Genomic DNA, 24,129 nt, shown 5'->3' with positions numbered 1-24,129 from the left:
AAGTCATTAGATTGATGCGCCTCACTTCAACTTCCTATTAAGTTCTTAATCCATTTTCTTGTTTTCATTCGATAGAGCGAACCGCCCCACTTTATGACTTCTTCGGTAAGAAACAGTAAATACACCCATTCAGGCGGGAACTTGAAATAAATAGCAGCGATCGCGGCCAATGGAATGCCAATCACCCACTGAGCGATTAAGTCTTGATAGAGGCAGAACTTAACATCACCACCCGCTCTCAATACACCTACAATCACTGTCATTGGGATAGAACGGATAACAATTCCGACACTTAAAATGAGAATAAACTTCTCTGAGAGCGCTCTGGTTTCTTCAGTCAACGCGCTGAACGCATTAAGTATTGGTACTTGCACAAAATAAAGGAAGACCGCCACAACAATACTGGTCAAGAAACACAAAATGGTTAGGCCGAGAGCTTGATAGTAAACCGCTTCATTATTCTTTGCGCCAAGTTGATTCCCGACCAAAACAGAAGCTGCATTCGACATGCCAATCAATAGACTCAACGAGATAGACTCAACCGGCGTCATTACTGACAGTGCCGCCAAACCTTGTACACCTGATTGCCCCATGATTGCGTGATAAGCAAAAAGACCACCAGCCCAAGCTAAGAAATTAAACGTCGTCGGCAACGATAACTTCAAAAAGCGAATCACTTTTTCAACGGTCGCTGCCGCTTTGATATCACAGAATTTAAAGGCTAATAAATGTTTAGAGAAATAGAGGTAACCAAACAAGGTCGCTACTTCAATAGCCCCACTCATTACCGTCGCAATCGCTGCGCCTTTTATTCCAAGAGCAGGAAAGCCCCAATTACCAAAGATCAGTACCCAGTTTAAGAACACATTAGAAAGGATGCCAATACCACTAAAGAAAGTACTGAGCCCTGGTTTATGCATCGCTCTCAAGCCAACAGCCATACTGCTCACACAGGATACCGCCAACATGCTAAATGAAGTGATAACGATGTATTCCATACCCAAGTTAATGACTTCTTGAGAGTCTGTCGTCACACCCATGATTTGCGCTGGGAAAGAGACAAAGAAAACAATAGTCAGTAAGGCAAACAACGTCGAAACCAACCAGGTCAGAGCGGTACTTTCTCTCACACCTTGTCTGTTACCCGCGCCCCAATATTGAGCAGTAAGAAGAGCACCGCCCGTGGTAACACCCACCAGCATAATGGTCGTCACGAACATCGCTCGGCTCGCCACCCCCACAGCTGCGATGTCTGCTTCGCCAAGTTGGCCCAACATCAATACATCCACCAAGCCTCGGCTTGAAAACATAATGCTCTGCAAGGTGATGGGCAGTGCAATCGCAATAAGCCTGCGAACAAAATCACCTCGTGTGTGATGAATAATTGAAGAGAGCAACATAGAGAGATACCTAAACGGAACGTATTGATGAATAAAGATAAATATCGCGCTATTATATCAATGTTCGGTTTTTAACCACAGATATAAATGGAGTAACAATGAAGAAAGTACTGGTTTTAGGCGCTTCTGGATATGTTGGTTCGCAACTCCTCCCTCTCCTACTTGAGCAAGGCTATCAAGTCACGGCAGCAGCAAGGCATATCGACTATTTAAAGGCACGGACCGAGCCTCACGAAAGCTTATCGCTTGAGTATCTTGATCTGGCCGATCAAGCTGCGACACAAGCCTTAGTCCCCGACTTTGATCTTATCTTCTTTCTCGTCCATGGCATGGCAGAAGGCCACGACTTTATCGATTATGAGCTGAACTTAGCCCGTAACTTTGTTTCTGCTCTTGGGCCAAAGAATCAACACGTCATCTACCTGAGTTCTTTACAGCCTCAGACTGGTGATTCAGAGCACCTTCAAGCGAGAAAGAAAACCGGCGAATTGCTTCGTAAAGGGCCTGTACCCGTTACCGAGCTTCAAGCAGGCGTGATCATCGGCCCAGGATCTGCGGCATTCGAGATCATGCGAGATTTCGTGTACAACTTGCCTATCATGATTGCGCCAAAGTGGGTCGACTCTAAAGCCAACCCGATTGCCTTGCAGAACCTGAACCATTACCTGTTGAAACTTGCACAAGACACGCCTAGCGAAAGCCAAACCTTTGAGGTTGGCGGGCCGGATATTGTCTCTTACCGAAACCAATTTGCTCATATTGCTAAAACCGCCGATCGTCCACTCAAACTATGGGCGACATCGCTACTGACACCAAAGATTGCTTCATATTGGTTAGGTGTGGTGACTTCTGTACCGTCTAACATAGGTAGAGCACTACTTGTAGGCTTAAAGCACGACTTCATCGCCAGTTCGACCATCATTAGAGAAAAGTACCCTCAGAAGCTTATCTCGTTCGAAAATATGGTTGAACAAGCCATTCACGCTGAAGGAAACTTTGTCAAAAGCAATGTATGGGGCTTTGATAAAACCGCATTCAAACGCTGGCAAGCTGGGTATGGCTATTACCCGAAGAAAACAGGCGCAAGTATCACCTCAAGCGCTTCATTGGAATCGCTTTGGCATGTTGCTCAGCAAATCGGAAGCCCGAAGCAAGGTTACTTCTTTGCTAACACTTTATGGCGCACACGCGAATGGTTGGATGTTCTTTTCGGTGGCGGTGTACCGGTTCGACAAATGCCAGAAGGGCCCAACCTAAAAGTCGGTGACAAAATCGATTCATGGAAGGTCATTCGCTGTGAAGAGAATCAGTTTTTATCCCTGCTTTTCGGTATGAAAGGCCCCGGTTTAGGGCGACTCGAGATTACCGTCTCTGACCACGGTGACTCTCGCGAGCTGAACATTTCAGCGTGGTGGCACCCTAAAGGCTTTCTAGGGTTACTGTATTGGTTTGCTATGATGCCAGCCCACCTGTTTATTTTTAAAGGCATGGTGAAGGCAATTGAGAAGCAGGCTAAAGAACAGGATTAAAAGCAGATGCGAGATTCGGGTAACGGGATGCGAAAAGACTTAACAGCAAATTAGCGACACGCGCTATGAGAGACAAAAAAGAGCGGATAATTCCGCTCTTCGTATCTCTCATCTCGAATCCGCTATTAGCCGATAACGTTAATTGGGATCTCAGCCAGTTGGTTGCCTTGGTTAGCAGGGTAAACGATGTATTCACCGTGATACTTCACCGCAGACTTATAGTCCGTTACTTTGTGAAGCATGAAGCCCGCTTCCATCGCCGCTTGGATGAACTCAGCATGGTTGCCACGAACAAACCAGTTCATTGGCTTAACCATCAACTCCCCGTCGAAAGAGTCGTCACACTGTTTACCGCATAAAGCAAAAGAGTGCTCGCCATCGGTGAAGAATTGAATCTTGCCGCCAGTCGTTAGCTCGTCTTCACTCGATACGCTCCAACCCATCTCGTACATTTTGTCCATGAACGCTTCAACATCACTGTCTTTTAGCGTTTTAGGCTCTTCGCCTTCAGGGAAAAAACGTCCGTAAAACGCAGAAATACGTTTAAAGGTAAAAGTTAAATCAGAGTTGTTGCCTTTTGAGCGACCCTGTTTCTGCCAGCGAACTAAGTCAGGCACAATCACGCGATCATAAGCTTGGGATTTAATCGCCTTTGTTACCCAACGAACCAAATAAAGGTTGTTCGCGATAGGTGCGTCAATGGCCTTGCCAGACTTATGTAGAGCATATAGCTCGCCTAGCGCATCATTCACTAACTTCTGAATTTCAATATAGTATTTTGACATTATGCCTTCTTTCCTAATGTCCAATATAGTAATGCTGACATTACTGCACATGCAGCCATTACCATAGCCATAGACCCAGCACTGTCACTTGGCAGCATCGCAACGATAGCCCCAACGACAGAACCAGTACCAAATCTTAATGTTCCCGCAAGCGATGAAGCCGTGCCTGCCATGTTTGGATAACCACTGAGCAATAGACCCATAGAGTTACTGCCGATAGTAGAGATGGTGCCAATAAATAGCATCACAAACGGCACGATTCCCCAAAGCCCGAGATCCAGCGCCCAACCGACAAGTAAACCTACGCCAGCCAGTAATTGGATGACCAACGCTGCCCTCAACATTGTATGAGAACCGACCTTCTTAACGATTCGACCATTGATTGTCGTCATCAGAATCATCGCAACAATGTTCAGACCAAATAGGTAACCAAACAGGTCAGGACGTACGCCATAGACATCAATGTAGACAAAAGAGCCTGCAGTTAAGAATGCAAACATCCCAGAGAACGAGAATGCACCCGAGAAAATCAAGCCCATAGCGGTCGGGTTTTTACATAAACGGGCGTAATTACGAATCGTGGTTTTAAAGCGCAATGGTTGTCGGTTTTCTGCAGGAAGCGTTTCTGGGATCTTCATCGATACCGCCAGAATCACGATCACCGCAAAAATAGCCAGAACCCAGAAAATTGAACGCCAACCGAACCACAACGCTAAGTAACCGCCAATCATCGGAGCAACCAATGGCGCAACTGTCATCACCAAAGTAACGAAAGACATGGTTCTTGCGAAATCTTCACGATCGAACATATCTCTTACCACCGCTTGGATGATAACGGCCGCCGCAGCACCAGCAAAACCTTGAGCGGTACGGATGTAAGTCAGCGCTTCAATGCCATGAGTTGTCGCACTCACCATAGAAGCGATAGCAAACAAGAACACACCAATAAGCAGTACAGGCTTGCGACCATAGCTATCCGCCAACGGGCCATGCAGCAACTGCCCCAGCGCGAAACCTGCGGTATAGGCTGTTAGCGTGATTTGTACCTCACCCGCCGTCACACCAAGATCTTTAGCAATGGTCGGCATCGCTGGCAGATACATATCAATGGCTAGCGGAGTAAGTGCACCAATCGCACCTAGAATCAAAAACAGCACTAAGCCTAATTGAGGTGTTTCTAGTTGGGAGCTTTGGCTCTGTGAGGTCGATGTTTGCATGGTTCTCCGAATGTTCAACTGATAGAGCTAAGGACTAGCGTGAGTACGCGAGTCAAAGATTGGCTGAGACTTTCCTAGTACCAGTCAACATCATCAGCCGACGCTATCCATGGTCGGCTTTACAACGAAAGGGCTATTTCCAGCAAAAGTGGTCTCTTGTTAAGAACAATTTCTTGTTAAGAGCAACTTCTAGCTAAGGACTACTTCCAGATTGAATCGACTTCTTCTTGCGTTAGGTAACGGTATTCACCTAACTCTAAAGATTCGTCCATCTCAATTTCGCCAATACGTTCACGGTGTAGTGCTTCTACCTTGTTACCAAGAGCAGCAAACATACGTTTAACTTGGTGGTATTTGCCTTCGTGAATCGTTAGCAATACTTCACGCTCTGCACGAATTTCTAGGTGTGCAGGAAGTGTTAGGCCATCTTCGCTCTTAAGCTGGATGCCCTCTTTGAATTTTTCAACGTAATCGTCTTCAACAGGTTCAACCAACCAAACACGGTACGTCTTCTCGCACTTGTGCTTTGGCGAAGTGATACGGTGAGACCACTTACCATCGTCGGTAATCAATACAAGACCTGTTGTATCAATATCTAGACGGCCAGCAAAGTGCAGCTTGTCCATTTTGATTTCATCAAGTAATTCAAACGCGATACGATTTGCGCCATCTTCATGCGAACAAACAAAGCCTTCAGGCTTATAAAGCATGATGTAACGTGGGCCGTGAACATTCAGTTCATTGCCTTGCCATTCGACAACGCACTCTTCAGTTACCTTGAGTGAACCGCTTTTTTGAATGACATCATTTACTGTCACTGCCTTGGATTTTAATAAGTGTGTTGCTTCTCTTCGAGTGACGCCTAATGCATCGCACAGAAATTTATCTAAACGCATGAATACCTCAACTAATCTAAGTCGGGTATTATAGTCACCTTTGCTCAATTAGTTGAGCTATTTCACACTATTTGTTTTCCTTCTTACAAGACGCGATATGTATACACTCCGCCCGTACCAAGCTGATTCTGTAAAATCAGTGATTCATTACTTCAGAAAACACCAAACTCCGGCAGTGCTCGTGCTTCCGACAGGTGCAGGAAAAAGCCTTGTGATTGCAGAGTTAGCAAGGCTTGCGAAAGGTCGAGTGTTGGTGCTTGCTCACGTAAAAGAGTTGGTTGAACAGAACCATGAAAAGTATGAAGGTTACGGGCTGAAAGGCTCGATTTTCTCTGCGGGTTTAGGACGCAAAGAGACCGACCAACAAGTCGTGTTTGCTTCGGTGCAATCTGTGGTGCGAAATCTCGATTCATTCTCTAACCAATTTTCGCTGTTGGTTATCGACGAATGCCACCGTGTTCCCGATGAAAAGACCAGTAGTTATCAGAAAGTCATCACTCACTTACGCGAGAATAATTCGGGCATCAAGGTGCTTGGATTAACAGCGACCCCATATCGTCTTGGGATGGGTTGGATTTATCAATACCACACTCGCGGTCAAGTGCGTTCAGATGAGCCACGTTTCTTCCGCGACTGTATCTTTGAGCTGCCGATTCGTTACCTGCTCGATGAAGGTTTCTTAACTCCTGCACGCATGATTGATGCACCCGTGTTGAGCTATGACTTTTCGCAGTTAAAGCCCGCGAGCACTGGTCGCTACAAAGAAGCAGAACTCGACATGGTGATCGAGCAATCGAAACGAGCGACCCCACAGATTGTCGATCAGATTATTCACCTAGCCCAAGATAAACTAGGCATCATGGTATTCGCTGCGACCGTTCGACACGCGCAAGAGATCCTCAGCTTATTGCCAGAAGGTGAAGCTTCAATTGTGATTGGTGATACACCAACTCTCGAACGTGACCAAATTATCAGCGACTTCAAAGAACGTAAAATCAAGTTCTTGGTTAACGTATCGGTATTAACCACAGGTTTTGATGCGCCACACGTCGATTTAATCGCGATTTTGCGCCCGACAGAATCCATCAGTTTGTATCAACAAATCGTTGGCCGTGGCTTACGCCTATCTCCGGGTAAAAAAGAGTGTTTGGTGCTCGACTATGCGGGCAACAGTTACGACCTCTACCAGCCTGAGGTTGGCGACCCTAAACCCGATTCAGACAGTGAAATCATCACCATCCCTTGCCCTGCGTGCGGCTTCAATAATAACTTTTGGGGCAAGCTAGACAGCAATGGCTTCTTGCTTGAGCACTTTGGGCGCAAATGCCAAGGCTACTTTACCGATGAAGACACGGGCGAGCGCGAGCACTGTAATTATCGCTTCCGAGCGAAATATTGCGGTGAATGTGGTGCTGATAATGACATTGCTGCGCGCATTTGTCATGAGTGCGATGCAACCTTAGTCGACCCAGACAAAAAGCTAAAAGAAGCACTGAACCTAAAAGATGCCTTGGTATTTGAATGCTTGGAAATGGACCTCAACGTGCTTAAAGACGAGAAAGGTAAATCACAACTTAAGGTCACCTATCGCGGAGAAAACCAAGCGCAAGTGCATGAGTTTTGGTCATTAACCAGCAAAAAGCAGAAGCAGAACTTCAAAGACCAGTTTGTTCGCCCTCACCTTGCAGACAGACATCGCCCTTTCGAAGAAGCCTCACCGACGAAAGTGGTTGCTCACCAACATAGATTCCGCCCACCTCAATTCGTGATTGCCCGTAAAGTCGGACGCTTTTGGAAAATGAGAGACAAGATATTCGAAGACGAACTACAGCAGCGTTAAGGTTAAGAATAAAAGTAAGTCTTACGTTCTTAACACTCGGCAATTAATCTTATGTATTAAAGCCTGCGCCATTTAAGCGTTAAGTTTTTCGGTATCAAATTCTCATTATTAATCAGGTTCACTTTCTGTTCAGAATTACTTTTTTATACTGAACGCTATCAACCTTCTCTAGGATTCGCTATGTTTAGTAAAGCTATGATTTCTTTGTTTTCTATAAGCTTAGGCTTATTTGTTTCTGCTGGCGCATGGGCTGACTCACATCATAATGGTCATGAATTAGTGCAGGACGTTCATAAAGCAGGAACCAGCATCGAATTTGAAGAAGATCAAGACGAAGTCTATGAAGCCGTACGAGAAGGCTACATTCGCCCTTTCTCAGAAATGTATGCGGCGGTTGAAAACGATCTTCATGGCAGAATCATTAAAGTAGAACTAGAAGAAGATGACGACATTTGGGTGTATGAACTAAAAATCAATTACCAAAACAACATCATCAAAGTCGAATACAACGCTGAGACGTTAGAAATGCTTATGATCAAAGGCCGCAACTTTAAAGACGCAATTAAACACGGCGACTAGTTACGTACGACGAAGAGCTAAGCACGACGAACAGTCATTAGAAGAAATTAGAAGAACAATTATGAAAATTTTAGTCGTTGAAGATGAGCCTCGTTTGGGCCAACAAATTATTGAAACACTTGAGGGGGCCGACTGGGTTCCAGAGCTCTCTCAAGATGGTATCGACGCACTCTACCGTGCAACGTCAGAAGAATGGGACGCGATTGTCCTCGATTTAGGTTTACCTAAGCTTGACGGCCTAACGGTATTAAAAGGCATTCGAGACGAAAACATCAACACGCCAGTGATTATCTTAAGTGCTCGTGACACGCTAACTCAACGTGTTGAGGGCTTGAACGCCGGTGCTGATGACTACCTAACTAAGCCATTTGAGATGGTCGAGCTGATTGCCCGTATCCGAGCTCAACTGCGCCGAGCATCAGGCAGTGCTGCTCCGATACTTCAAATCGGTGATCTAAGCCTAGACACACGCAGTTCTAAAGTGTTGTGGCAAGGTCAAGCAGTTAGCCTCACGGCGCTGGAATATAAAGTTGTCGCGTACTTCATGCATAACCAAAACAAGGTTATCTCGCGCACTGAGTTGGTTGAGCATATCTACAAGCAAGACTTCGACCGAGACTCAAACACGGTTGAAGTGTTCATCGGTCGTATTCGTAAGAAAATCGCACCAAAGATCATCAAAACCGTTCGTGGCCTTGGCTACCAACTGAATGCTGAATAGCTCAGTCGTCAATCACGCCAAGAGCAACCATTAATTAAGTGGACAGCCTGTTCTGATCATCGCAATACGATAAGTTACGATGAGCAAAGGCAGGTTGGAAATGCATGAATCTAAAGAAACGAACACTTAAAAACATCAGTTTAAAAAGCCGCTTGCTCCTTGCTGCGGCTTTTTGGCTAGGTGCGATGATATTAGCGGCTGGTGTCGGGATTCCGAAACTGGTTAACGACTACCTCGTCGATGACATGAAGCAGCAGCTTGGCTTAACCATGGATGAGTTAACCGCCAATATCGAAACCAATGACAGTGGTAACCTGATCATGGCAGAGCGTCTGTCTGATCCTAGGTTCAACCAGCCCTACAGTGGTATTTATTGGCGCGCCGCTACCCAAGAGCAGATCATTCGATCTCGCTCGCTATGGGATAAAGACCTCACCATCAAGCGTTCACCGATTCACACATCAGTCAAAGGGCCAGAGAAAGAAAAGCTGATTTACATCGAGCAAGATATCTACCTGCCTGAACTGAGCGACCCTGTCACGATCACCATTGGTATTGATGAAGATCCATTAGAATCCACACTGACAGAGCTTACTGGTCAAGTCTGGTTGATCCTAATGTTGCTGTTTGTTGGCGTGCTGATGTTGATCGGTATTCAAGTCAGTTGGTCGTTATTACCGCTCAGCAAGATGCAACGCGAACTGGTAATGCTAAGAAACGGCGAGCAACAAGGGTTAAGCGATAACTACCCGAAAGAGGTTTCTCCATTAGTCTCTGACCTCAATGCCCTGCTCTTTCACTATCAAGAGTTATTAGAACGAGCTCGTAACCACGCGGGTAACTTATCTCATGCGTTGAAAACACCGCTTTCAGTTCTAAAAAATGAGATAGAGCGACTTCCAGAGGATGACAAGGCACTGCTGCAACAGCCCATTCATCAGATTCAAAGCCAAATTGATTATCACCTTGGCCGCGCTCGTATGGCAGGTGCAATGAACATTCTTTCGGTGAAGTCTTCACCTTGTGAGCGTGTTGAAGCTATCTCAATGGCGTTTGATAAAGTCTACGCAGCCAACGAAGTCACCATAATTAACGAGCTAGACTCTGAGATTGAAGTGGCGGTAGAAAAAACCGACCTTGATGAAATGGTCGGCAACCTACTCGAGAACAGTTACAAGTGGGCGGGCAGCATTATTCGCGTCCATGCAAATGAACTCGACGATGGCAACATAGAGTTGGTGATTGAAGATGATGGCCAAGGCATTCCTGAAGAGAAGCTTGAGCAAGTGACCAAACGTGGCGTCCGACTTGATGAAACCACACCAGGAACAGGCTTAGGGCTTAATATCGTAAATGAAATGGCACACAGTTACCGAGGCAGCCTAACGCTCAGCAAGAGCTCAATGGGCGGCTTAAAAGCTTCTCTGGTGCTTAAAGTAAGTAAAGGCTGAACAAGCTAAGTAAAAGTTAAACACAATAAGCCCTAACGTAATGCTAGGGCTTAATTCTATCGACCTTATATACAACTCTATATATCGTTCACAGCAACATCCAAAGTTTGTGAATTATCACTAAGGGTCGTTGCTCCAATCGTTAATACCCGGCCATCAGTGTAATAGTCATGATCGTCATTGATCACTTCCACCGTTGCTAATGGGTACTTGTCTAACTCGATGTCTGGTAGTAACGTTCGTATCTGATTAGCAAGCCGATCTCGCTCTTCATCAACATTAGGGTCAATGTTATGAAGCACGGTCACAATGCCTGAGTAAGGCGTGACTTTAAGGCCATCATCATAGCTAATTGCGCCTAACCACTGAGGCTGGTTAGTTTTAATATCAACACCTGCACGCCACCAACGAATATGGCTGCGCTTCATCAGGTTACCCGGCAATTGAAAAGCCATATCTTGCGGCTTGTCTCGCCAATATAAATCAGACACTGGCGGCGTTTTTTCTCTAAGCAATGCGAGATAACCAACCCATTCAATCTCATTTCGAGAGAAGGTTTGATTCTCTATCCAGCCTAATTGCTTCATTAAGTCTCTTGGGGTTGCTCCAACATAAATTACGTTGATCGCTTGCGCCGAGTAGAACGAAGATTTACCGGGGAACGCTTTATAGGTAACCGAGTTCCAGTCGACTTTGTTTATTTGAGCCGTCTCTGGTTGATTCTGAAAGTCATCCGCTTTCCAGAAAAAGTGAGCGTAGTTCGCAAACAATACCCACGCCAACAACAGCGCACTAGACTTAAGTACTAAGCATCGCCACTTCATTCGGTAACCGATAATGGTGAAGACTAATACCGCGAACACACCAACGATCAAGCTATTATGCTCCGAGATAAATATCTTAAGGCTATTAAGCCACGGGAAGTTTTCAACGCCGTGCGCCAGTAACATGCCCCAAGCAATGAACTGCCCTCCACCAAGGGCCAAACCGATAAACGCCAACACACTAAAATTACGCCACGGTACACGATGCGAGCCAGCTATAAATGGCACAACCCAAGCGATAGGCCCTAATAAACGAGCAAAAAGAATGATGTATGTGCCTTTGCGAGCAACCAGATAGCGGCAGCGCGCAATTAATCTTTTGGTTTTAGGGCGAAACTTAATGAGCCTTCGTTGCACCTTAACACCGTATTTATAACCAATGAAATAACTGAGTTGATCACCAAGCAAACCACCTAGCATCACCAAAACCAACGCCATCCATGCACCTGAATACAGTTGAAAGCCCGCTGCGATAAAGAACGGCTCTCCCGGTACAAATAGGTTTGGGCCAATGAGAGCATCACCCAATGCTCCCAGAAACAACCCTAGTCCATCAAACATAACAACCTCAACGCTTACTGTTCTTTGTAGTGACCAAACTTGTAGTTCATCTCGTTATTACGCATTTCGCCTTTAAAGAAGCGTCTTACATTGGCTTTAAGATAAGTAGAGCCTGTCTTAACAACGCCATCTTGATCTAATCGACGTGGGTCAAAGCCAAAGGTCATATTTAGGAATCTAAATCGCCATGTTTTGCTCGCACGTTTTACATAATCACAGTCCTCACAAAGGACAATCTCTTCATCGAAACCACCGATCTCTTCATGTGCTCTTTTGGTTGAGAAAATACACGCGCCAATCGCGGTTGGGAAAAAGAACTGCGTCGCAAATAAGCCCGCATTAAACAGCCCATAACCGAGTTTATGAACCAGTTGCAGCCCTTTTGAACTCATGTATACGCCAGCAACTTCAAGCTTGTTCTCTTCTAATTCATAAAGCGCTTTCGCAAGGAAGTTTCGAGGCAAGCTTACGTCGGCATCCAAGAAAAGGATTCGGTTGTATTGAGCCAAAGCAGCCCCGGAGTTTCGACCAAGGCTAACACCGCGTTCTTGCATATGGTGGACTGTCAGTTTTGGCAATGCACTTTCATAGGCTTGTGCGACTTCTCTGGTGTTATCTTCACTGTTCGAGTCGACAACAATCACTTCAAACTCTTGGTGGGTTTGCGCGCTCAACTCTTCCATTAAGCGGCTAATGCGTTTCTCTTCGTTTAGCGTAATTACGACAATGCTTACCGGTTCCATATTTTCACCTATTCATTCTGCTGTTTAATTAACACTAAGATTAACGAACTAAGCCTTAACCAAGTCTTAGGCAAACATTCATTTTCCGTTCATTAACTTGATGATTTAGCGGTGATATAAATAGATAAGAATGGCGATGTAAAAGAGGTTAAAATGCACTAAACAAGCGTTAGCGAACGTTTTATCTCCAAACGAACCCATTATCTAAGGAAATTCACTTTGAGATGGGCTTCTGACTTGCTCATATTGGAATGTGATGTTAGTATCCGCGCTCGCTTAAGCATGAACTTTTATGTTTAAGCATTACCACACACTCAAGGTCGCATTGAGGTGTGAAGTTAATTTTTACTAATTTGAGAGTAAAACTATGAAATTTGAAGCAGTAGTACGTACTGAACTAGGTAAAGGTGCGAGCCGCCGCCTACGTCACGCTGGTAAATTCCCAGCTGTAATCTACGGTGGCGAAGCTGAAGCTGTAGCTATCGAACTTGTTCACGCTGATGTGATCAACCAAATGGACAAGCCTGAATTCTACGAAGCAATCACTCTACTGATTGACGGCGCAGAAGTTAAGGTTAAGCCACAAGACGTTCAACGTCACGCGTTCAAGCCAAAAGTTGAGCACATGGACTTCATCCGCATCTAATTCCCTACCAAGGAATAAGATTGGATTAATCCAGCCTTCTGCATAGAAAAGATAATCGATCTTACCAGTCGAGAAATCTAGAAATTCGAAACCCCGATGCTACCAACATCGGGGTTTCACCGTTTTTGAGCCCTCAAAAAACGTCCAAAACATCTTATCGAATCCAAACTAAAGATACCTACCCACGCGCTCTACTTCTTTCAAAGCAATACCATCGGCTGCTATACCAACAGGAGCTGAACCTAGTGAATACCACTTAACATCATCAGTCTCTTGAGCGGTGATATCTCCTTTCCAGTCACTCACGATAAAATAATGAATCAACTGAAGTTCCTTCGTAGGATGGTAAAGCGAACACAAGTATTGGTAATCAATCGGAACAACATTAAGCTCTTCATCAAGTTCACGAAACAGCGCCTGAACCTGGTTTTCACCGTGTTCAATATGGCCGCCAGGTATAGTGATTAAACCGGGATCGGTCTCCCTAGACTCACTACGATTTTCTAGTAATACCTGCGATTCCTTCAGCATGATAAAAGAAACACACTCGTGGACATCCATCTAATTTTCCTAAAGCCGTTACAAAGGTAGTTAAGTTTGTTGTTCTAGCTTGTGTTAATGCTTAATTTACAACAAGCTTTTTACTCAGCCTTTCATACAATTCAAAAGCTTCTGTTTTAGATATCAAATTTCCGAGAGCGTATTGATGAGCTAGCTCAATATCGTCGCTTTGATTGGAGTAATAGCGCTTGGCGACTGCAGCGCACTGGCTCAGATTGGTGTACCAACTGCCGTCTTGCTCAGCCACAAAATAATACGCCGCTCGCACTAACTTTTTACCAATTACCTTAACGATATCCGCATCAGTCATTGTTTTGAAACTCGAGGGCATTTGCTCAAGAAAAGTAGACAAGTCACCATTGAGAGCTTGAGCGATTTCAATGCTTGGTTTGTATAGTGGGAACTCATTAGATAAATCATTCCCCCAAACACAACAGCAGCAATGCTTGAGCCAAAACTGCCAATGGAATTCTTCGTTGGGTTGCAGAACATCCCGCAGGAAGCCAGGATCGATATCAAGCTTGGTCACTTGCGGATAGGTTTGGGGTATGGTGTCGGAAAGTAGGTTAAATACTTCCTTTTCTCTCTGACCAACAGGCGTAGCGAGTACGATAGAAACATCCAAATCAGAGCTACCAACAATGGCCGTTCCTCTAGGCACGCTTCCATACAAGTAGATACCATCAACTTGACCTGGAAGCTCTCTTAGCAGCGAATCAACGACTGCTGACACCACGTCTTGAAATTCAGGCGCAATGTTCTTTGGCGAATAAAGATTTTGAATGAACCCTTCTCTATCGAGCCCTCTATCTAGCTTCTGCATACCACTTTCCATCACTAAGCCTTTTTCCAATCAGAACGTAGAACCGCCAACACAACTGTATCCCACCATTGACCTTTGAAGAATCGATGAGCTTTAAAACACGCTTCTTGTTTCATTCCCAGTGACTTACATAATTTAATCGCAGCCAAGTTCTTGCTGATGGTTTCGGCGTAGATACGGTGTATGCCTAACTCTGAGAAACCAAAATCAGCGAGGGCTTCAGATGCTTCTATAGAAAGCCCTTTCCCCTGAGTTTGCCTCGATAAAGCACAGCCCATTGAAGCTTGTTTATCGCGTTCAAGACGTAAACAAACGGTTCCAATAAACTTCCCCGAATCTTTGCTTTCAACCGCTAGCTGATAGGACTGGCGTGGTACTTCCAAAGCCTGTGCAACAAACAACTGGGTTAGCTCTCGATATTTGTTAGGTTCACAATCACTTTCATCATAGAAACGCTGATACTTAGCGTCTTGAGACATCGCAACAAAGGCACACTCGTCTTCGAGACTCATATCTCGAAGAATCAACCTGTCAGTTTCCAGCTTAAACATCAAAATTCCTTTTTATCTTATAGCCTTGAAAAGAAAAGTCTCGGAGGTGTTTACTCGTATACTTTCCCGTTATGCTTCAACCAACCATGAGTGTGATGATTACGAGGGTCTTTGTGCGTCCAGTGCATTACGCCACCTTTCTTGTTCCATTCATATTCACCATAAAATTCAACTCGATCGCCCTTTGCCAGTCCCTGAACACGAGGCGCTAAGTCAATATTATGTGCGACTAACAAGGTTTGTCCGCTATCGAGTCGCAAAATGAATTTCTGATGTCGAGAGCCTTTATTATCATCAGGAAGTACTCGATACACCGTACCCGATCCGCGCACCTGAACGTCGCTTTGGTGATTTTCGTAAGCTTGCTTAAGTCGCGTATCATTCGCTTGAACATGACTGATGCCGAAGCTAAGCAGCACTATAAGTAGAGCGAAAAATTGTTTCATTCCTTTCATTTCCCATATCTGTGTGTTGATTTGGGATACTGGTTGGGCATCCCCTCTTTTAACAATGCTTGTACTGAGTTGGACAATAACCTCTCGAAACGTCCGAACTGCGTAGTTTTACATGCTTGGTCGAGCGCCCAGAAACACGTGAGCGCCACAGCTTAAAACTGCCAAGCTTGAGATGGCTACGCATGAAACGAATCACTTGTGATTCATTTAAACCAAATTGGTGCTCTATTGCCTCAAATGGCGTTCGGTCTTCCCACGCCATTTCGATAATTCTTGATTCATTCTCTTTAGATAGCATCATGCATACTCTTCCTTTATAAACTGGAAGAAATACGCCCGTCTTAGATTTAAAGATCACAAGTGACCACTTTGAACTACACGACTTATAAAGTTCAATAAAACAACAAGCTAACTCAAATTATGGCTATTTGCTTTCCAGCCACTCAGAACGCAATAGACCATACTTAATCGAGTCATAATACTCGCCTTGGTAATAACGCACTTTTCTTAGCCTAGCTTCTTGCTGGAAGCCTAATTTGAGGGCTAGTGACATCATCCGCGGATTACCCGACCAAGTGGTTAAACCGACACGCTCTATCTGCTTGTTTTCGAATAGGTAAGATACCCAAAGAGGAAGAGCTAACGCAGCAATACCCTTCCCCCAATAGTCGGAGTTATAAATGACTACTCCGACTTCAAGCCAACGTGTCTCTTCACACTCCCAATAACAACTGACGGTTCCTACAGGCACATCGTCTACAACCACCAACTGTAAGTCGGATCCATTGAGTAACCGTTGAAACGAACGGCTTTCAAATTCGTCTAATGACGGGTGGGAATATGGGAAATAAGGGCCGTTAAACTTCGTCCACTCATCGTTTGAGATAACCAAAGCATAAATGGTGGCTAATTCGCTAGACATGGCGGGCCTAATACTTACCTGCATTTTCTCTCCTTGGTTTGCTGCTTAGGTTTGGTTCTTGGTCTAATTTCTAGAGGGATTAGTCGCGACCACAGCAGCTAGTAATCTCATAATAACCATTAATACTAAAGTAACTAAATCGGATGACTACCAATCTAGCAGCGAGGCAATCATGGGGTTAAATAAGCTTGTGCGAACTCTCTAAGCACTCTCGCATTATTGTGGTATTTGCTATCCCCGCACTTTGTGCCATCTACTCTGATGTCCGGGCTGGAATATGCAGGTATAACATCTCGCTCATAAGACATCACTGTGCCTCTGTCAGCACAAATTGTACCGAAGGAATATTGAGGAGCTCTTGGATACGTTCCAGAAATGTAACTTTCTATACTATCAAAATCTTTCAATAACGTTTTATAGTCATGATTAGCACCACTTAAATGGCCAATTTCATGCTCCATTAAGTAATCAGGGCAGTTTATCGCTAAAGAAAAAAAGTAGGATACCGAAGAAGACATACCACAATAATCAGACTCAAAGCTAAAATTATAATTAGAAAATACTATCCCAGTAAAAATGGGGACGCCGTCTTCTGTTGTTTCTGGAATCGGTTCTTCCATCGAGAGTTTTAATAACCTCTCTGCTGCGCCCAAATCTTGAAACCAAAGGCTGTCGATTTCAGACGTATAAGTCACCTTAGTGACTTTTCTCGTCATAGGGACGCAGGAGTTTTTTAACACCAGATTCGAATAACTTTCCCATGTCGCTATTTTAGAGGCTATAAATGCTTTGGAATATTCATCTAACACCGATTCATCAACATAAAGGTGGATTTCTGTATTCAAAACCTCGCTCTGTACACAAGTAGGAAACTCGATGCTTTGAGCATTGGAGAGTCGACTATTGCTCAACACTATAATCAAAACACAACCAACTAACTGGATGAGCCTTTTAAAAGAACTCTCACTGACTCGTGTATTCATTTCCACCCTCTCCCTATATTCAAAACCACAAAGAGCATCAAAAACGCCGTGACTTAAGATTCATATCAACCCCCATTACACATATAAGCATTGGCCTCTCAAAGTAACCTGCACTACCTGTGTTTTTCAGAAAATAAAAAGCTCGCCATACAATGACGAGCCTTGTTGATTATGGGAGCTTAACGCTTATAAGACCTTAACCTTAACAGATCTAGCCACTAAGACAGCTGATCGCGTAAAGCCAATTCAACGTTTTTCAATACTTTGAACTCTTCTCGAGTACAACCGCGCGCCACGGAAACCCAATGGTCGCCAGTTTCATCGGCCCCTTTAAACTCTGCACGCAACTCATATCGTCGCCATGTAACAAACGCCAAAATAAAGGTCAGTGCAAGCATTGGTAAACCGAACTGAGGAACAAATGCCCAAGTCGCCGCCGAGAGGACTAAAGCCAACGAAACGATATTGATTGCGTTTTCTTTAAGACCCAATTGACGAATTTCTAACTGTTTGATTTTACGTAAGCTATACACATCTTTTTTAACTCGGAGTTCATCAGAACCCACCAGAAAGTCTGATGCTTTGTATGACCTACGAAGTCGCACTAAATTCGCTAACCTGTTGCGTGTTTGGTTCTTATTCATCGCCTTTCTCCATGTTATTTAAAGGTTAGTAAAAACTAATATAATCATGAAGTTAATGAACGAATGCTTGTTTTATAAATCAAACCAATATTAAAATCAAGCCTATGCAATTAATAACAATTATAACAACACCACTTAGCATATAAAATTCAAATAAAAAGAAGGCTTATTGAGGAGTCTACTCATCGTAAATCGATGTACTTTAGTTAAGTGAGATATAGGCCGATAATATTTCCAATAACCGACCAAACATACCAAACGGCGGGCATAATTCCTCCTGCTTTGTAACCACTTATTTCAACGCGATTTTTGCGACAAACTTCGTGTTCAAGGAATGCTGAACAGTGGTCACATAACGCTCCACTTGTCATAGGTCGCATAACTCCCTTGCCCACTATCCATCCGGCTTTTAAATACCTGAATCACTCAATTGAACATATCAATATAGCTTATCGATTAAGCAATTGATCTCATAATGTAGAGTCTGTACGCTTACACTATGCACACGGTTACCTAATGAAGATCACGATGAACGAACTACTGACATGCGGTATGGAACAGAAACAACGAACAACGGTGACGAGTTTATTCGCAAGAAATGGATTTAAGATCGCAACGACTGACTTTGATGATGTGACTTTCGAACGTGAAAATGTGTTGGTCAACGTTCGATTTGATTCCTCTTCTAACGTTGAATCGATTTCAACTCTAAACAACTAACGAGCTCACAAGCAGGTCGCTAAAATAATTGAATGGCCAACATTCGAGTCATTTTAGCGTATCTTGCAACCTGCCCTTTTCTACTTCATCCCCATCCTCTTCTCTTCCAAAAGCCACCGAGTGACAATTAAATCAATGACTCGCAATTCCATGAACTTGGCTTATATTTATTAATACCCTTTGTACAAAAATTCGAAATGATGCCTGTGTTCCTAACTCGGTTAATTTATGTCAGTACGCTCTGTGAAAGTTGCGATTCTCAGGCTTTGAACGACATTCTTCAGATTTCACACGACCGCAATAAGCAAAGCCATTTAACAGGCCTTCTAAGCCACAATGATAAGTATTTCCTGCAATGTATTGAAGGTTCGAGAACCGCAGTGAACCATACTTACAATCATATCTTGAATGACACGCGACACAAAAACGTCATGATTTTATATTTCAAAGAGATCGATTGTAGGCAGTTTGGTGATTGGTCTATGGGTGATATTCCACAATCTAGCCTAACTGAACTGGTTAATTTACAGTTTTCAACATCTGATCAATTTAACCCGTACGAAATGTCTGGCGAAAGTGCTTACCGAATGCTTTTAGAGTTAAAGAAAAATTTGCCATCTGAATAGATATTCGACCCGACTTAATCCCTAGAGCGAGCAACAAAAAGCCCCAACGTATGGGGCTTTTTGCGTTTTATAGAGGCATCTATTTGTTATTCTTCAGTAATTTCTACTCACTCTCGCTGCTCGACGCCTCTTGTTCACTGCCAGAAAGAGCTTGCTGTTCGGCGGTAATATCAGACTCTTTGAACACAATGAACGCGCGGCGGTTTAATGCATCGGCTTTTTCAGAGCGTTCATTAATCGCAGGCTGCAACTTACCAAATGACTTCACTTCCCAGTTGAACAGCTTAGGGTCAAGTTTGGTTTTGAGGTATTCAACCACTGTTTCTGCGCGGCGCTCTGCCAACTTTTCATTGTAAGAAAGTGAACCCGCTTGGTCGGTGTGCCCTGCCACCATTATGCTACCTTGCAGGCCGCTCAACTTCGTTGTGAAGTCATCTAACTGAGTTAGGTCTTCTTGCTTGAGTACTGACTTATCGAAATCGAAGTGCGGCGTCATTGCCATATAAACTTTACGTTCTGGTTTTGGCGGCTCACAGAAAGGCATCTCTTCGTACTTCTGAGCTTCTTCAAACACGATAAATGCACGGCGGTTCTCCGCTCGGTCTTTATCTGTCTTACCAAACAGAAGAGGTTGAGTCTCACCAAGATGTTTCACTTCCCAGTCATATTGCGTTGGGTCTAGTTGCCCTTTCAAATAATCTGCGACCGATTTAGCACGGCGCTGTGAAAGGCGCTCATTATATTCGAGAGAACCCTTGAAATCAGTATGGCCGACAATCGTGATGCGCCCTTTTAAGCCTCTGATCTCTTTAACAAAGGTATCTAAGTTGATCTTGTCGAGGTCGCGTAATTGATATCTATCAAACGCAAAATGCTCTGCGATGGCGATATGCACCTCACGCTCTGGCGCCAAACACTCGCTGATTAAAAACTTAGACACATCGATACCAGCAAACTTGTCTCGGTTCTCCTGACTCACATAGGTGTCGGTTGCACAGCCGGACAGCAGCAAAGTACTCATCACTGCGCTTATTAGGAAAATAATTGTTTTCATCTTACTCTTAACTGTCACTTCGAATTCTCAACTCTTAACTTTCAACCCACTTTGGGGCAGGCTTAGATCTTACCGACTAAGTTAATGAACACACCGGATGCGTCGTAGTCGTCATCATTGGTTAAGTCACTATCAAACGCAGAGAAGTTATAACCAATCCCCATTTTGAAGTTCTCGCCAATGTGCTTGTTCACCGAAACTAGCGCACCGTGTTCTAGCTCATCGTTGAGTGTGTCTGTTTTCCAGTGGTATTCACCCGTCACATCCCACTCTTTCATCACGCGATAAGAAGCGCTAAGTCCATATAGGTCGATGTCACTTTTAACCATCTCATTCGCACCAGATGCTCGTTCAAAAGCTTGCTGTTTGTCTTTATGGGCGTACTTAGTACCGACGTCCCAATGTTGGTCAATCGAATAGATCGCTTCAACTTCAATGATCTGACTGGTTTCGTCTTGATAATCCACATCGCGATCCAGTTGATCGAAATCTGCAATATAGGTGTAGCGGCTCAGTAAATTGAGTCGATCGTTGTAGATCGGACGATACGCGAGGCCGCCAGTGGCTTCAGTAAATTGCGCCATGGTTTCGCCCGTAGTCTCGCTTTCGGTAATGGAGTAGTTGTACTTGCCGAACAATGTGTACTCTTCCGTTAAGTGATGCGTATAACGGTTGGTCGTCACGATTTGTTGAAGTTCTCGCTGAGCGATGTCAGGGTCGTCTTCACTCTTATCCACTCGGTATTCAAATTTGTGGCTAAGGGTTATGTCATCTAGGTCAATTGAGGCATTGAAACTGATGGATTCACGCTCTGTGGTAATGTTCTGGTCATCTTCAATTTCACCAAGCTGATAACCAATCCCCATCTCGACATCTTCCGTCACATCGTAGCCAAAGCCGTATGAGTCGATACGGCCATGACCATCATTTTCATCAACAAACTGGTTCTCTTGGTAAAAATCGACACTGCTGGTGAGGTCTGCACGCTGACCAACAATCACGTTGTTTTGGCCTTCGTAGTTATCATCTACATAAGTTACGTAGGTTGAGTGGTCATCGGATACATCGTAAGTCACAGTCGCTTCTGCTACTTGGCCTCGGTCGCCATCGGTGTATTCGCCACCAAGAGACAAGTCTTCCAACACTTGGAATTCAGCACCAATCGACGCGCTGTCGTTTTCGTCATAGTCATCCGACTGGTCGACGGTCTTTTGCCCTTTGACGTAAACGCTGTTCTCGCTGTCCCACATGTATTCCAAACGCACACCTGCTAAGGTCGCATCGCTGTGCTCGTCGTTTTGGTTAAGCTCTTCAGTTTGTTGCCCTGCCGCCGAAACTTTGATGTGCTCGGTGATTTTAACTTGAGTCTCGATCTCAATCGTTTCAGTATCTGTTTCTAGATTACCATCGACATCGCGCTCTTCATTGGTCGAGAAGCGAGAGAGAACCGCCAAGCGATCAGTAGCTTGTAAACGAACTTCAGCACCGTATGCCTCTTGCTCTAGATCATCGCTGCTGCTCGCGTAGCTGTATCCCGCGTCTTTGTCTCGGTACCAAAGCTTAAGGTCATTGCCAACGGCACCAAAGATGGTTGGAGCAAGATCGTAAAGGCTAGTCACAGCCGTTATTTGGATACTGTCACCCTCGCGATCTTCTAACGTATCGCCAATGGGCGTAAAGGTTAAACCACCATCGGTAGAGACGAAATTCGACTCGGTTTGCCTGCCTTCACTGTGTGCAAACTCAGCCTTAATGTAGGTACCTTCTGTTGCACGCAACGTTAAGTCCGTACCGTAAGACTCGTAGTCTTGGTTGTCCTTTTCTTGAGTCGCATACGTCACGCCAACACCAACGTAATCGTTGATCCAACCTTTAGCACGACCACCGTAAGACATCGCATCTAATGAATCTGAACCTTGTGGGACGTACTCATAGTCTACAACCAGAAAGTTTTCGTAATCGTCTCCGTTTTCAATCACGCTGCCAAAGCTGTCGGATAGGATGTTGTCGAGTGGCTTGGTCAAAATAATTCGACCTTGGTACGGGTCAAAGTCATAGTCGACGCCCGGCTCAAGTGGGATTTCATTCTGCACTAGGCCAGATTCATCTTTTACTTTGACGTAAACTTTGTCACTTCCCGGTACCGCTTCACCATGACGAAGGAAGTACAGAGAGCCGCCTGTACCCAAGAACTCATCGTGTGCATACAAGGAATCAGCTTCTGCGGTAAAACCGACCATGTTCAGACGATCTTCACCGTATTGTGTAGTATCGCGAGTGCGATAATCAGCTTTGAAACCATAGAGGCTACGGTTGTAATCGTTGTTCTCAGTGCCTGTTAAACCCGTGTTGTAGTTACCCCACAAGTATTGAGACTTATCGTATTCCACATTGAGGTAAACCTTGCCCTTGGTGTTGACCACTTTTTCGATGTTTGAGCTGTCACCATAGTTACCGTAATAAAGCTCATCGTCGTCTTCAAGGATATCGAACACATCCGAATCGTCGGAGGCGAACGGATGTTTGAACATGTCTTTGATTTCACTTTCTCGCGTATCAAAGTGAGTCGTTACACGAAGTTTGTCGCCAAATTTACCCTGACCAAAGTACGCTAAGCGACCTTGGTTGTAGATGTCATCTTGGTACTGGTCATCGACACTTAATGCATCGCTATTACCAGACACATTATTCTTACCAACATAAAGATCAGCCAAGCCAGTTTGTGCGTAGTACGTATCTGGAATACGAACGTACAGCTTGTAACGACGTTCATCACCGTTATCAAACACAACCTTGGTAGGGAAAATGTAGGAGTCTGTTGGTAAGTACTGGTCTGCATATAAGTTGCCATCTTCGACATCAAATTCATCTTCACCGATGATGACTTTATCTACGCCTTTCAAGCCAGTGCCGATGAACTTCGCTAAACCCGCATTGGTCGGGATGTTGTGACGCATCAGCTTTGCCTGTCCGTAACTTTTACCTTTGCTCTCTTCATCGTCGTTATCGTTTCGGTCGATATCGACTTCAGAGTCCGGCTTAACTAAGTCAGTCACACCAACGGTGGTCACATCCATGTTGCCATCTTTGTCCCACGCTTTTAGGCGGAACATCAGCTGCTCACCGACCTCAAACTGATAATCAACATCAGTTTGACCATCCCAATTGATGTCAGAGTCGTTCGCCAGTTTATCGCCTTCAAGCACAGCGATTGGCTCAGACAGACCAAAGTCACCCACTCGGTACACTTCCAACTGGTACTTTTTGATGTAGTAACCGTAGTTGGTGGTAATGGTGAAACCGACGCTGTCACGCAGTGTGCCTTGTTCGACTTCTAATTCATCGCTGACACTGACATCTAATACTGGGTCAAAGCGAGTGATGTCACGGCTTGCCCAAATAGCGCCTTGCTCTAAGTAAATACGCGAGCTGTCTTGGTCTTGGTTCGGCTTGGTGATTTCAATGCCAGTCGTCTCAGAACCGAGTTTTTCAAGCTTACCTGTGTCTTTCGCTACCGCCATCACAGGAATGGCTGTTAACACACACGTCGCTAAACGAGACTTACTAAATACTTTCATACAATTTCCAGTTACGGTTC

Annotated in this window: 24 protein-coding genes; 8 read left to right on the top strand and 16 right to left on the bottom strand. The window is 44.5% G+C overall.

Annotation, left to right across the window (positions count from 1 at the left end):
* Window positions 1–26: 26 nt before the first annotated feature.
* Window positions 27–1,400 carry an MATE family efflux transporter gene (locus tag AB4323_RS09840; protein ID WP_372152285.1) on the bottom strand — a complete coding sequence of 458 codons (1,374 nt, stop codon included), beginning with the start codon at window positions 1,398–1,400 and terminating at the stop codon, window positions 27–29.
* A 98-nt stretch (window positions 1,401–1,498) separates the two neighbouring features.
* Between AB4323_RS09840 and AB4323_RS09835 the strand changes: the two genes are divergently transcribed.
* Window positions 1,499–2,929, top strand: a complete 1,431-nt coding sequence (locus tag AB4323_RS09835; protein ID WP_372152282.1) for a DUF2867 domain-containing protein — start codon at window positions 1,499–1,501, stop codon at window positions 2,927–2,929.
* Window positions 2,930–3,054: 125 nt separating this feature from the next.
* Here the strand turns inward: AB4323_RS09835 and AB4323_RS09830 are convergent, their stop codons facing one another.
* From AB4323_RS09830 to rsuA, 3 genes are all read right to left on the bottom strand, one after another.
* On the bottom strand, window positions 3,055–3,714 hold the full coding sequence (locus AB4323_RS09830; RefSeq protein WP_372152279.1) for a DUF2913 family protein: 660 nt from the start codon (window positions 3,712–3,714) through the stop codon (window positions 3,055–3,057).
* Window positions 3,714–4,931: a Bcr/CflA family multidrug efflux MFS transporter gene (locus AB4323_RS09825; protein ID WP_102333192.1), complete on the bottom strand. Its 1,218-nt coding sequence runs from the start codon at window positions 4,929–4,931 to the stop codon at window positions 3,714–3,716. Before AB4323_RS09825 ends, AB4323_RS09830 begins: the two co-directional genes overlap by 1 nt.
* Window positions 4,932–5,131: 200 nt before the next feature.
* On the bottom strand, window positions 5,132–5,827 hold the full coding sequence (gene rsuA, locus AB4323_RS09820; RefSeq protein ID WP_372152276.1) for a 16S rRNA pseudouridine(516) synthase RsuA: 696 nt from the start codon (window positions 5,825–5,827) through the stop codon (window positions 5,132–5,134).
* 97 nt (window positions 5,828–5,924) lie between these two features.
* On the opposite strand from rsuA, the gene AB4323_RS09815 reads away from it, so the two are divergent.
* The 4 genes from AB4323_RS09815 (at window position 5,925) to AB4323_RS09800 (ending at window position 10,418) form a co-directional block, all read left to right on the top strand.
* A complete protein-coding gene (locus AB4323_RS09815; RefSeq protein WP_136974836.1) occupies window positions 5,925–7,667 on the top strand; it encodes a DEAD/DEAH box helicase in 1,743 nt (580 codons plus the stop codon).
* 180 nt (window positions 7,668–7,847) lie between these two features.
* The gene (locus AB4323_RS09810; RefSeq protein WP_017066076.1) at window positions 7,848–8,246 is read left to right on the top strand and encodes a PepSY domain-containing protein; all 399 of its coding nucleotides are present in this window, start codon (window positions 7,848–7,850) and stop codon (window positions 8,244–8,246) included.
* A 61-nt stretch (window positions 8,247–8,307) separates the two neighbouring features.
* A complete protein-coding gene (locus tag AB4323_RS09805) occupies window positions 8,308–8,967 on the top strand; it encodes a response regulator transcription factor (protein WP_017060377.1) in 660 nt (219 codons plus the stop codon).
* Window positions 8,968–9,071: 104 nt separating this feature from the next.
* Entirely contained in the window at window positions 9,072–10,418 is a 1,347-nt protein-coding gene (locus AB4323_RS09800; RefSeq protein WP_017060376.1) for an ATP-binding protein, read from the top strand.
* A gap of 77 nt (window positions 10,419–10,495) precedes the next feature.
* Here the strand turns inward: AB4323_RS09800 and AB4323_RS09795 are convergent, their stop codons facing one another.
* Together AB4323_RS09795 and AB4323_RS09790 are read right to left on the bottom strand one after the other, a co-directional pair.
* Window positions 10,496–11,803 (bottom strand): LssY C-terminal domain-containing protein, encoded by a 1,308-nt coding sequence (locus AB4323_RS09795; protein ID WP_017070602.1) that lies wholly within the window; start codon window positions 11,801–11,803, stop codon window positions 10,496–10,498.
* Window positions 11,804–11,817: 14 nt separating this feature from the next.
* Window positions 11,818–12,546, bottom strand: a complete 729-nt coding sequence (locus AB4323_RS09790) for a glycosyltransferase family 2 protein (RefSeq protein ID WP_372152273.1) — start codon at window positions 12,544–12,546, stop codon at window positions 11,818–11,820.
* A gap of 367 nt (window positions 12,547–12,913) precedes the next feature.
* Here AB4323_RS09790 and rplY point away from each other — a divergent pair, with 367 nt between their 5' ends.
* Window positions 12,914–13,192 carry a 50S ribosomal protein L25 gene (rplY, locus tag AB4323_RS09785; RefSeq protein ID WP_017060373.1) on the top strand — a complete coding sequence of 93 codons (279 nt, stop codon included), beginning with the start codon at window positions 12,914–12,916 and terminating at the stop codon, window positions 13,190–13,192.
* 168 nt (window positions 13,193–13,360) lie between these two features.
* On the opposite strand, the gene AB4323_RS09780 is transcribed toward rplY, so the two are convergent.
* From AB4323_RS09780 to AB4323_RS09745, 8 genes are all read right to left on the bottom strand, one after another.
* The gene (locus AB4323_RS09780) at window positions 13,361–13,753 is read right to left on the bottom strand and encodes an NUDIX hydrolase (RefSeq protein WP_372152270.1); all 393 of its coding nucleotides are present in this window, start codon (window positions 13,751–13,753) and stop codon (window positions 13,361–13,363) included.
* 61 nt (window positions 13,754–13,814) lie between these two features.
* The gene (locus tag AB4323_RS09775; protein ID WP_372152267.1) at window positions 13,815–14,576 is read right to left on the bottom strand and encodes a nucleotidyltransferase domain-containing protein; all 762 of its coding nucleotides are present in this window, start codon (window positions 14,574–14,576) and stop codon (window positions 13,815–13,817) included.
* Between the two features lie 14 nt (window positions 14,577–14,590).
* A complete protein-coding gene (locus tag AB4323_RS09770) occupies window positions 14,591–15,127 on the bottom strand; it encodes a GNAT family N-acetyltransferase (protein ID WP_372152266.1) in 537 nt (178 codons plus the stop codon).
* A 50-nt stretch (window positions 15,128–15,177) separates the two neighbouring features.
* Window positions 15,178–15,573, bottom strand: coding sequence for a DUF3465 domain-containing protein (locus AB4323_RS09765; protein ID WP_102320616.1), 396 nt, complete (start codon window positions 15,571–15,573; stop codon window positions 15,178–15,180).
* Window positions 15,574–15,631: 58 nt separating this feature from the next.
* Window positions 15,632–15,883 (bottom strand): TIGR03643 family protein, encoded by a 252-nt coding sequence (locus AB4323_RS09760; protein ID WP_017091136.1) that lies wholly within the window; start codon window positions 15,881–15,883, stop codon window positions 15,632–15,634.
* Between the two features lie 123 nt (window positions 15,884–16,006).
* Complete coding sequence (locus tag AB4323_RS09755) at window positions 16,007–16,528, bottom strand: GNAT family N-acetyltransferase (RefSeq protein ID WP_372152263.1); 522 nt, start codon at window positions 16,526–16,528, stop codon at window positions 16,007–16,009.
* A gap of 146 nt (window positions 16,529–16,674) precedes the next feature.
* Window positions 16,675–17,487 carry a hypothetical protein gene (locus AB4323_RS09750; protein WP_017065382.1) on the bottom strand — a complete coding sequence of 271 codons (813 nt, stop codon included), beginning with the start codon at window positions 17,485–17,487 and terminating at the stop codon, window positions 16,675–16,677.
* Window positions 17,488–17,705: 218 nt separating this feature from the next.
* Window positions 17,706–18,131 (bottom strand): hypothetical protein, encoded by a 426-nt coding sequence (locus AB4323_RS09745; RefSeq protein WP_017065381.1) that lies wholly within the window; start codon window positions 18,129–18,131, stop codon window positions 17,706–17,708.
* Between the two features lie 528 nt (window positions 18,132–18,659).
* Here AB4323_RS09745 and AB4323_RS09740 point away from each other — a divergent pair.
* Together AB4323_RS09740 and AB4323_RS09735 are read left to right on the top strand one after the other, a co-directional pair.
* Window positions 18,660–18,851 (top strand): hypothetical protein, encoded by a 192-nt coding sequence (locus tag AB4323_RS09740; protein WP_017065380.1) that lies wholly within the window; start codon window positions 18,660–18,662, stop codon window positions 18,849–18,851.
* A gap of 206 nt (window positions 18,852–19,057) precedes the next feature.
* Window positions 19,058–19,477: a BLUF domain-containing protein gene (locus tag AB4323_RS09735; RefSeq protein WP_229647310.1), complete on the top strand. Its 420-nt coding sequence runs from the start codon at window positions 19,058–19,060 to the stop codon at window positions 19,475–19,477.
* Window positions 19,478–19,580: 103 nt separating this feature from the next.
* Here AB4323_RS09735 and AB4323_RS09730 read toward each other — a convergent pair whose 3' ends face one another.
* Window positions 19,581–20,531, bottom strand: a complete 951-nt coding sequence (locus AB4323_RS09730) for an OmpA family protein (protein ID WP_229647202.1) — start codon at window positions 20,529–20,531, stop codon at window positions 19,581–19,583.
* A 62-nt stretch (window positions 20,532–20,593) separates the two neighbouring features.
* Window positions 20,594–24,109, bottom strand: coding sequence for a hypothetical protein (locus tag AB4323_RS09725; protein WP_372152260.1), 3,516 nt, complete (start codon window positions 24,107–24,109; stop codon window positions 20,594–20,596).
* Between the last annotated feature and the right edge of the window lie 20 nt (window positions 24,110–24,129).

The sequence above is a fragment of the Vibrio sp. 10N.261.52.C11 genome (genome assembly GCF_041471405.1).
Lineage (GTDB): Bacteria > Pseudomonadota > Gammaproteobacteria > Enterobacterales > Vibrionaceae > Vibrio > Vibrio crassostreae_C.
The sequence above is the reverse complement of the archived record's forward strand: the minus strand, read 5'-3'. Positions and strand labels throughout refer to the sequence as shown.

Coding starts and splice junctions, on each gene's coding strand:
- AB4323_RS09755 (WP_372152263.1), bottom strand. CDS start 16,528: ATGCAGGTAAGTATTAGGCCCGCCATGTCTAGCGAATTAGCCACCATT.
- AB4323_RS09840 (WP_372152285.1), bottom strand. CDS start 1,400: ATGTTGCTCTCTTCAATTATTCATCACACACGAGGTGATTTTGTTCGC.
- AB4323_RS09770 (WP_372152266.1), bottom strand. CDS start 15,127: ATGTTTAAGCTGGAAACTGACAGGTTGATTCTTCGAGATATGAGTCTC.
- AB4323_RS09750 (WP_017065382.1), bottom strand. CDS start 17,487: ATGAATACACGAGTCAGTGAGAGTTCTTTTAAAAGGCTCATCCAGTTA.
- rplY (WP_017060373.1), top strand. CDS start 12,914: ATGAAATTTGAAGCAGTAGTACGTACTGAACTAGGTAAAGGTGCGAGC.
- AB4323_RS09835 (WP_372152282.1), top strand. CDS start 1,499: ATGAAGAAAGTACTGGTTTTAGGCGCTTCTGGATATGTTGGTTCGCAA.
- AB4323_RS09765 (WP_102320616.1), bottom strand. CDS start 15,573: ATGAAACAATTTTTCGCTCTACTTATAGTGCTGCTTAGCTTCGGCATC.
- AB4323_RS09730 (WP_229647202.1), bottom strand. CDS start 20,531: ATGAAAACAATTATTTTCCTAATAAGCGCAGTGATGAGTACTTTGCTG.
- AB4323_RS09745 (WP_017065381.1), bottom strand. CDS start 18,131: ATGAATAAGAACCAAACACGCAACAGGTTAGCGAATTTAGTGCGACTT.
- AB4323_RS09760 (WP_017091136.1), bottom strand. CDS start 15,883: ATGATGCTATCTAAAGAGAATGAATCAAGAATTATCGAAATGGCGTGG.
- AB4323_RS09775 (WP_372152267.1), bottom strand. CDS start 14,576: ATGCAGAAGCTAGATAGAGGGCTCGATAGAGAAGGGTTCATTCAAAAT.
- rsuA (WP_372152276.1), bottom strand. CDS start 5,827: ATGCGTTTAGATAAATTTCTGTGCGATGCATTAGGCGTCACTCGAAGA.
- AB4323_RS09780 (WP_372152270.1), bottom strand. CDS start 13,753: ATGGATGTCCACGAGTGTGTTTCTTTTATCATGCTGAAGGAATCGCAG.
- AB4323_RS09805 (WP_017060377.1), top strand. CDS start 8,308: ATGAAAATTTTAGTCGTTGAAGATGAGCCTCGTTTGGGCCAACAAATT.
- AB4323_RS09800 (WP_017060376.1), top strand. CDS start 9,072: ATGAATCTAAAGAAACGAACACTTAAAAACATCAGTTTAAAAAGCCGC.
- AB4323_RS09815 (WP_136974836.1), top strand. CDS start 5,925: ATGTATACACTCCGCCCGTACCAAGCTGATTCTGTAAAATCAGTGATT.
- AB4323_RS09790 (WP_372152273.1), bottom strand. CDS start 12,546: ATGGAACCGGTAAGCATTGTCGTAATTACGCTAAACGAAGAGAAACGC.
- AB4323_RS09830 (WP_372152279.1), bottom strand. CDS start 3,714: ATGTCAAAATACTATATTGAAATTCAGAAGTTAGTGAATGATGCGCTA.
- AB4323_RS09725 (WP_372152260.1), bottom strand. CDS start 24,109: ATGAAAGTATTTAGTAAGTCTCGTTTAGCGACGTGTGTGTTAACAGCC.
- AB4323_RS09795 (WP_017070602.1), bottom strand. CDS start 11,803: ATGTTTGATGGACTAGGGTTGTTTCTGGGAGCATTGGGTGATGCTCTC.
- AB4323_RS09740 (WP_017065380.1), top strand. CDS start 18,660: ATGAACGAACTACTGACATGCGGTATGGAACAGAAACAACGAACAACG.
- AB4323_RS09810 (WP_017066076.1), top strand. CDS start 7,848: ATGTTTAGTAAAGCTATGATTTCTTTGTTTTCTATAAGCTTAGGCTTA.
- AB4323_RS09825 (WP_102333192.1), bottom strand. CDS start 4,931: ATGCAAACATCGACCTCACAGAGCCAAAGCTCCCAACTAGAAACACCT.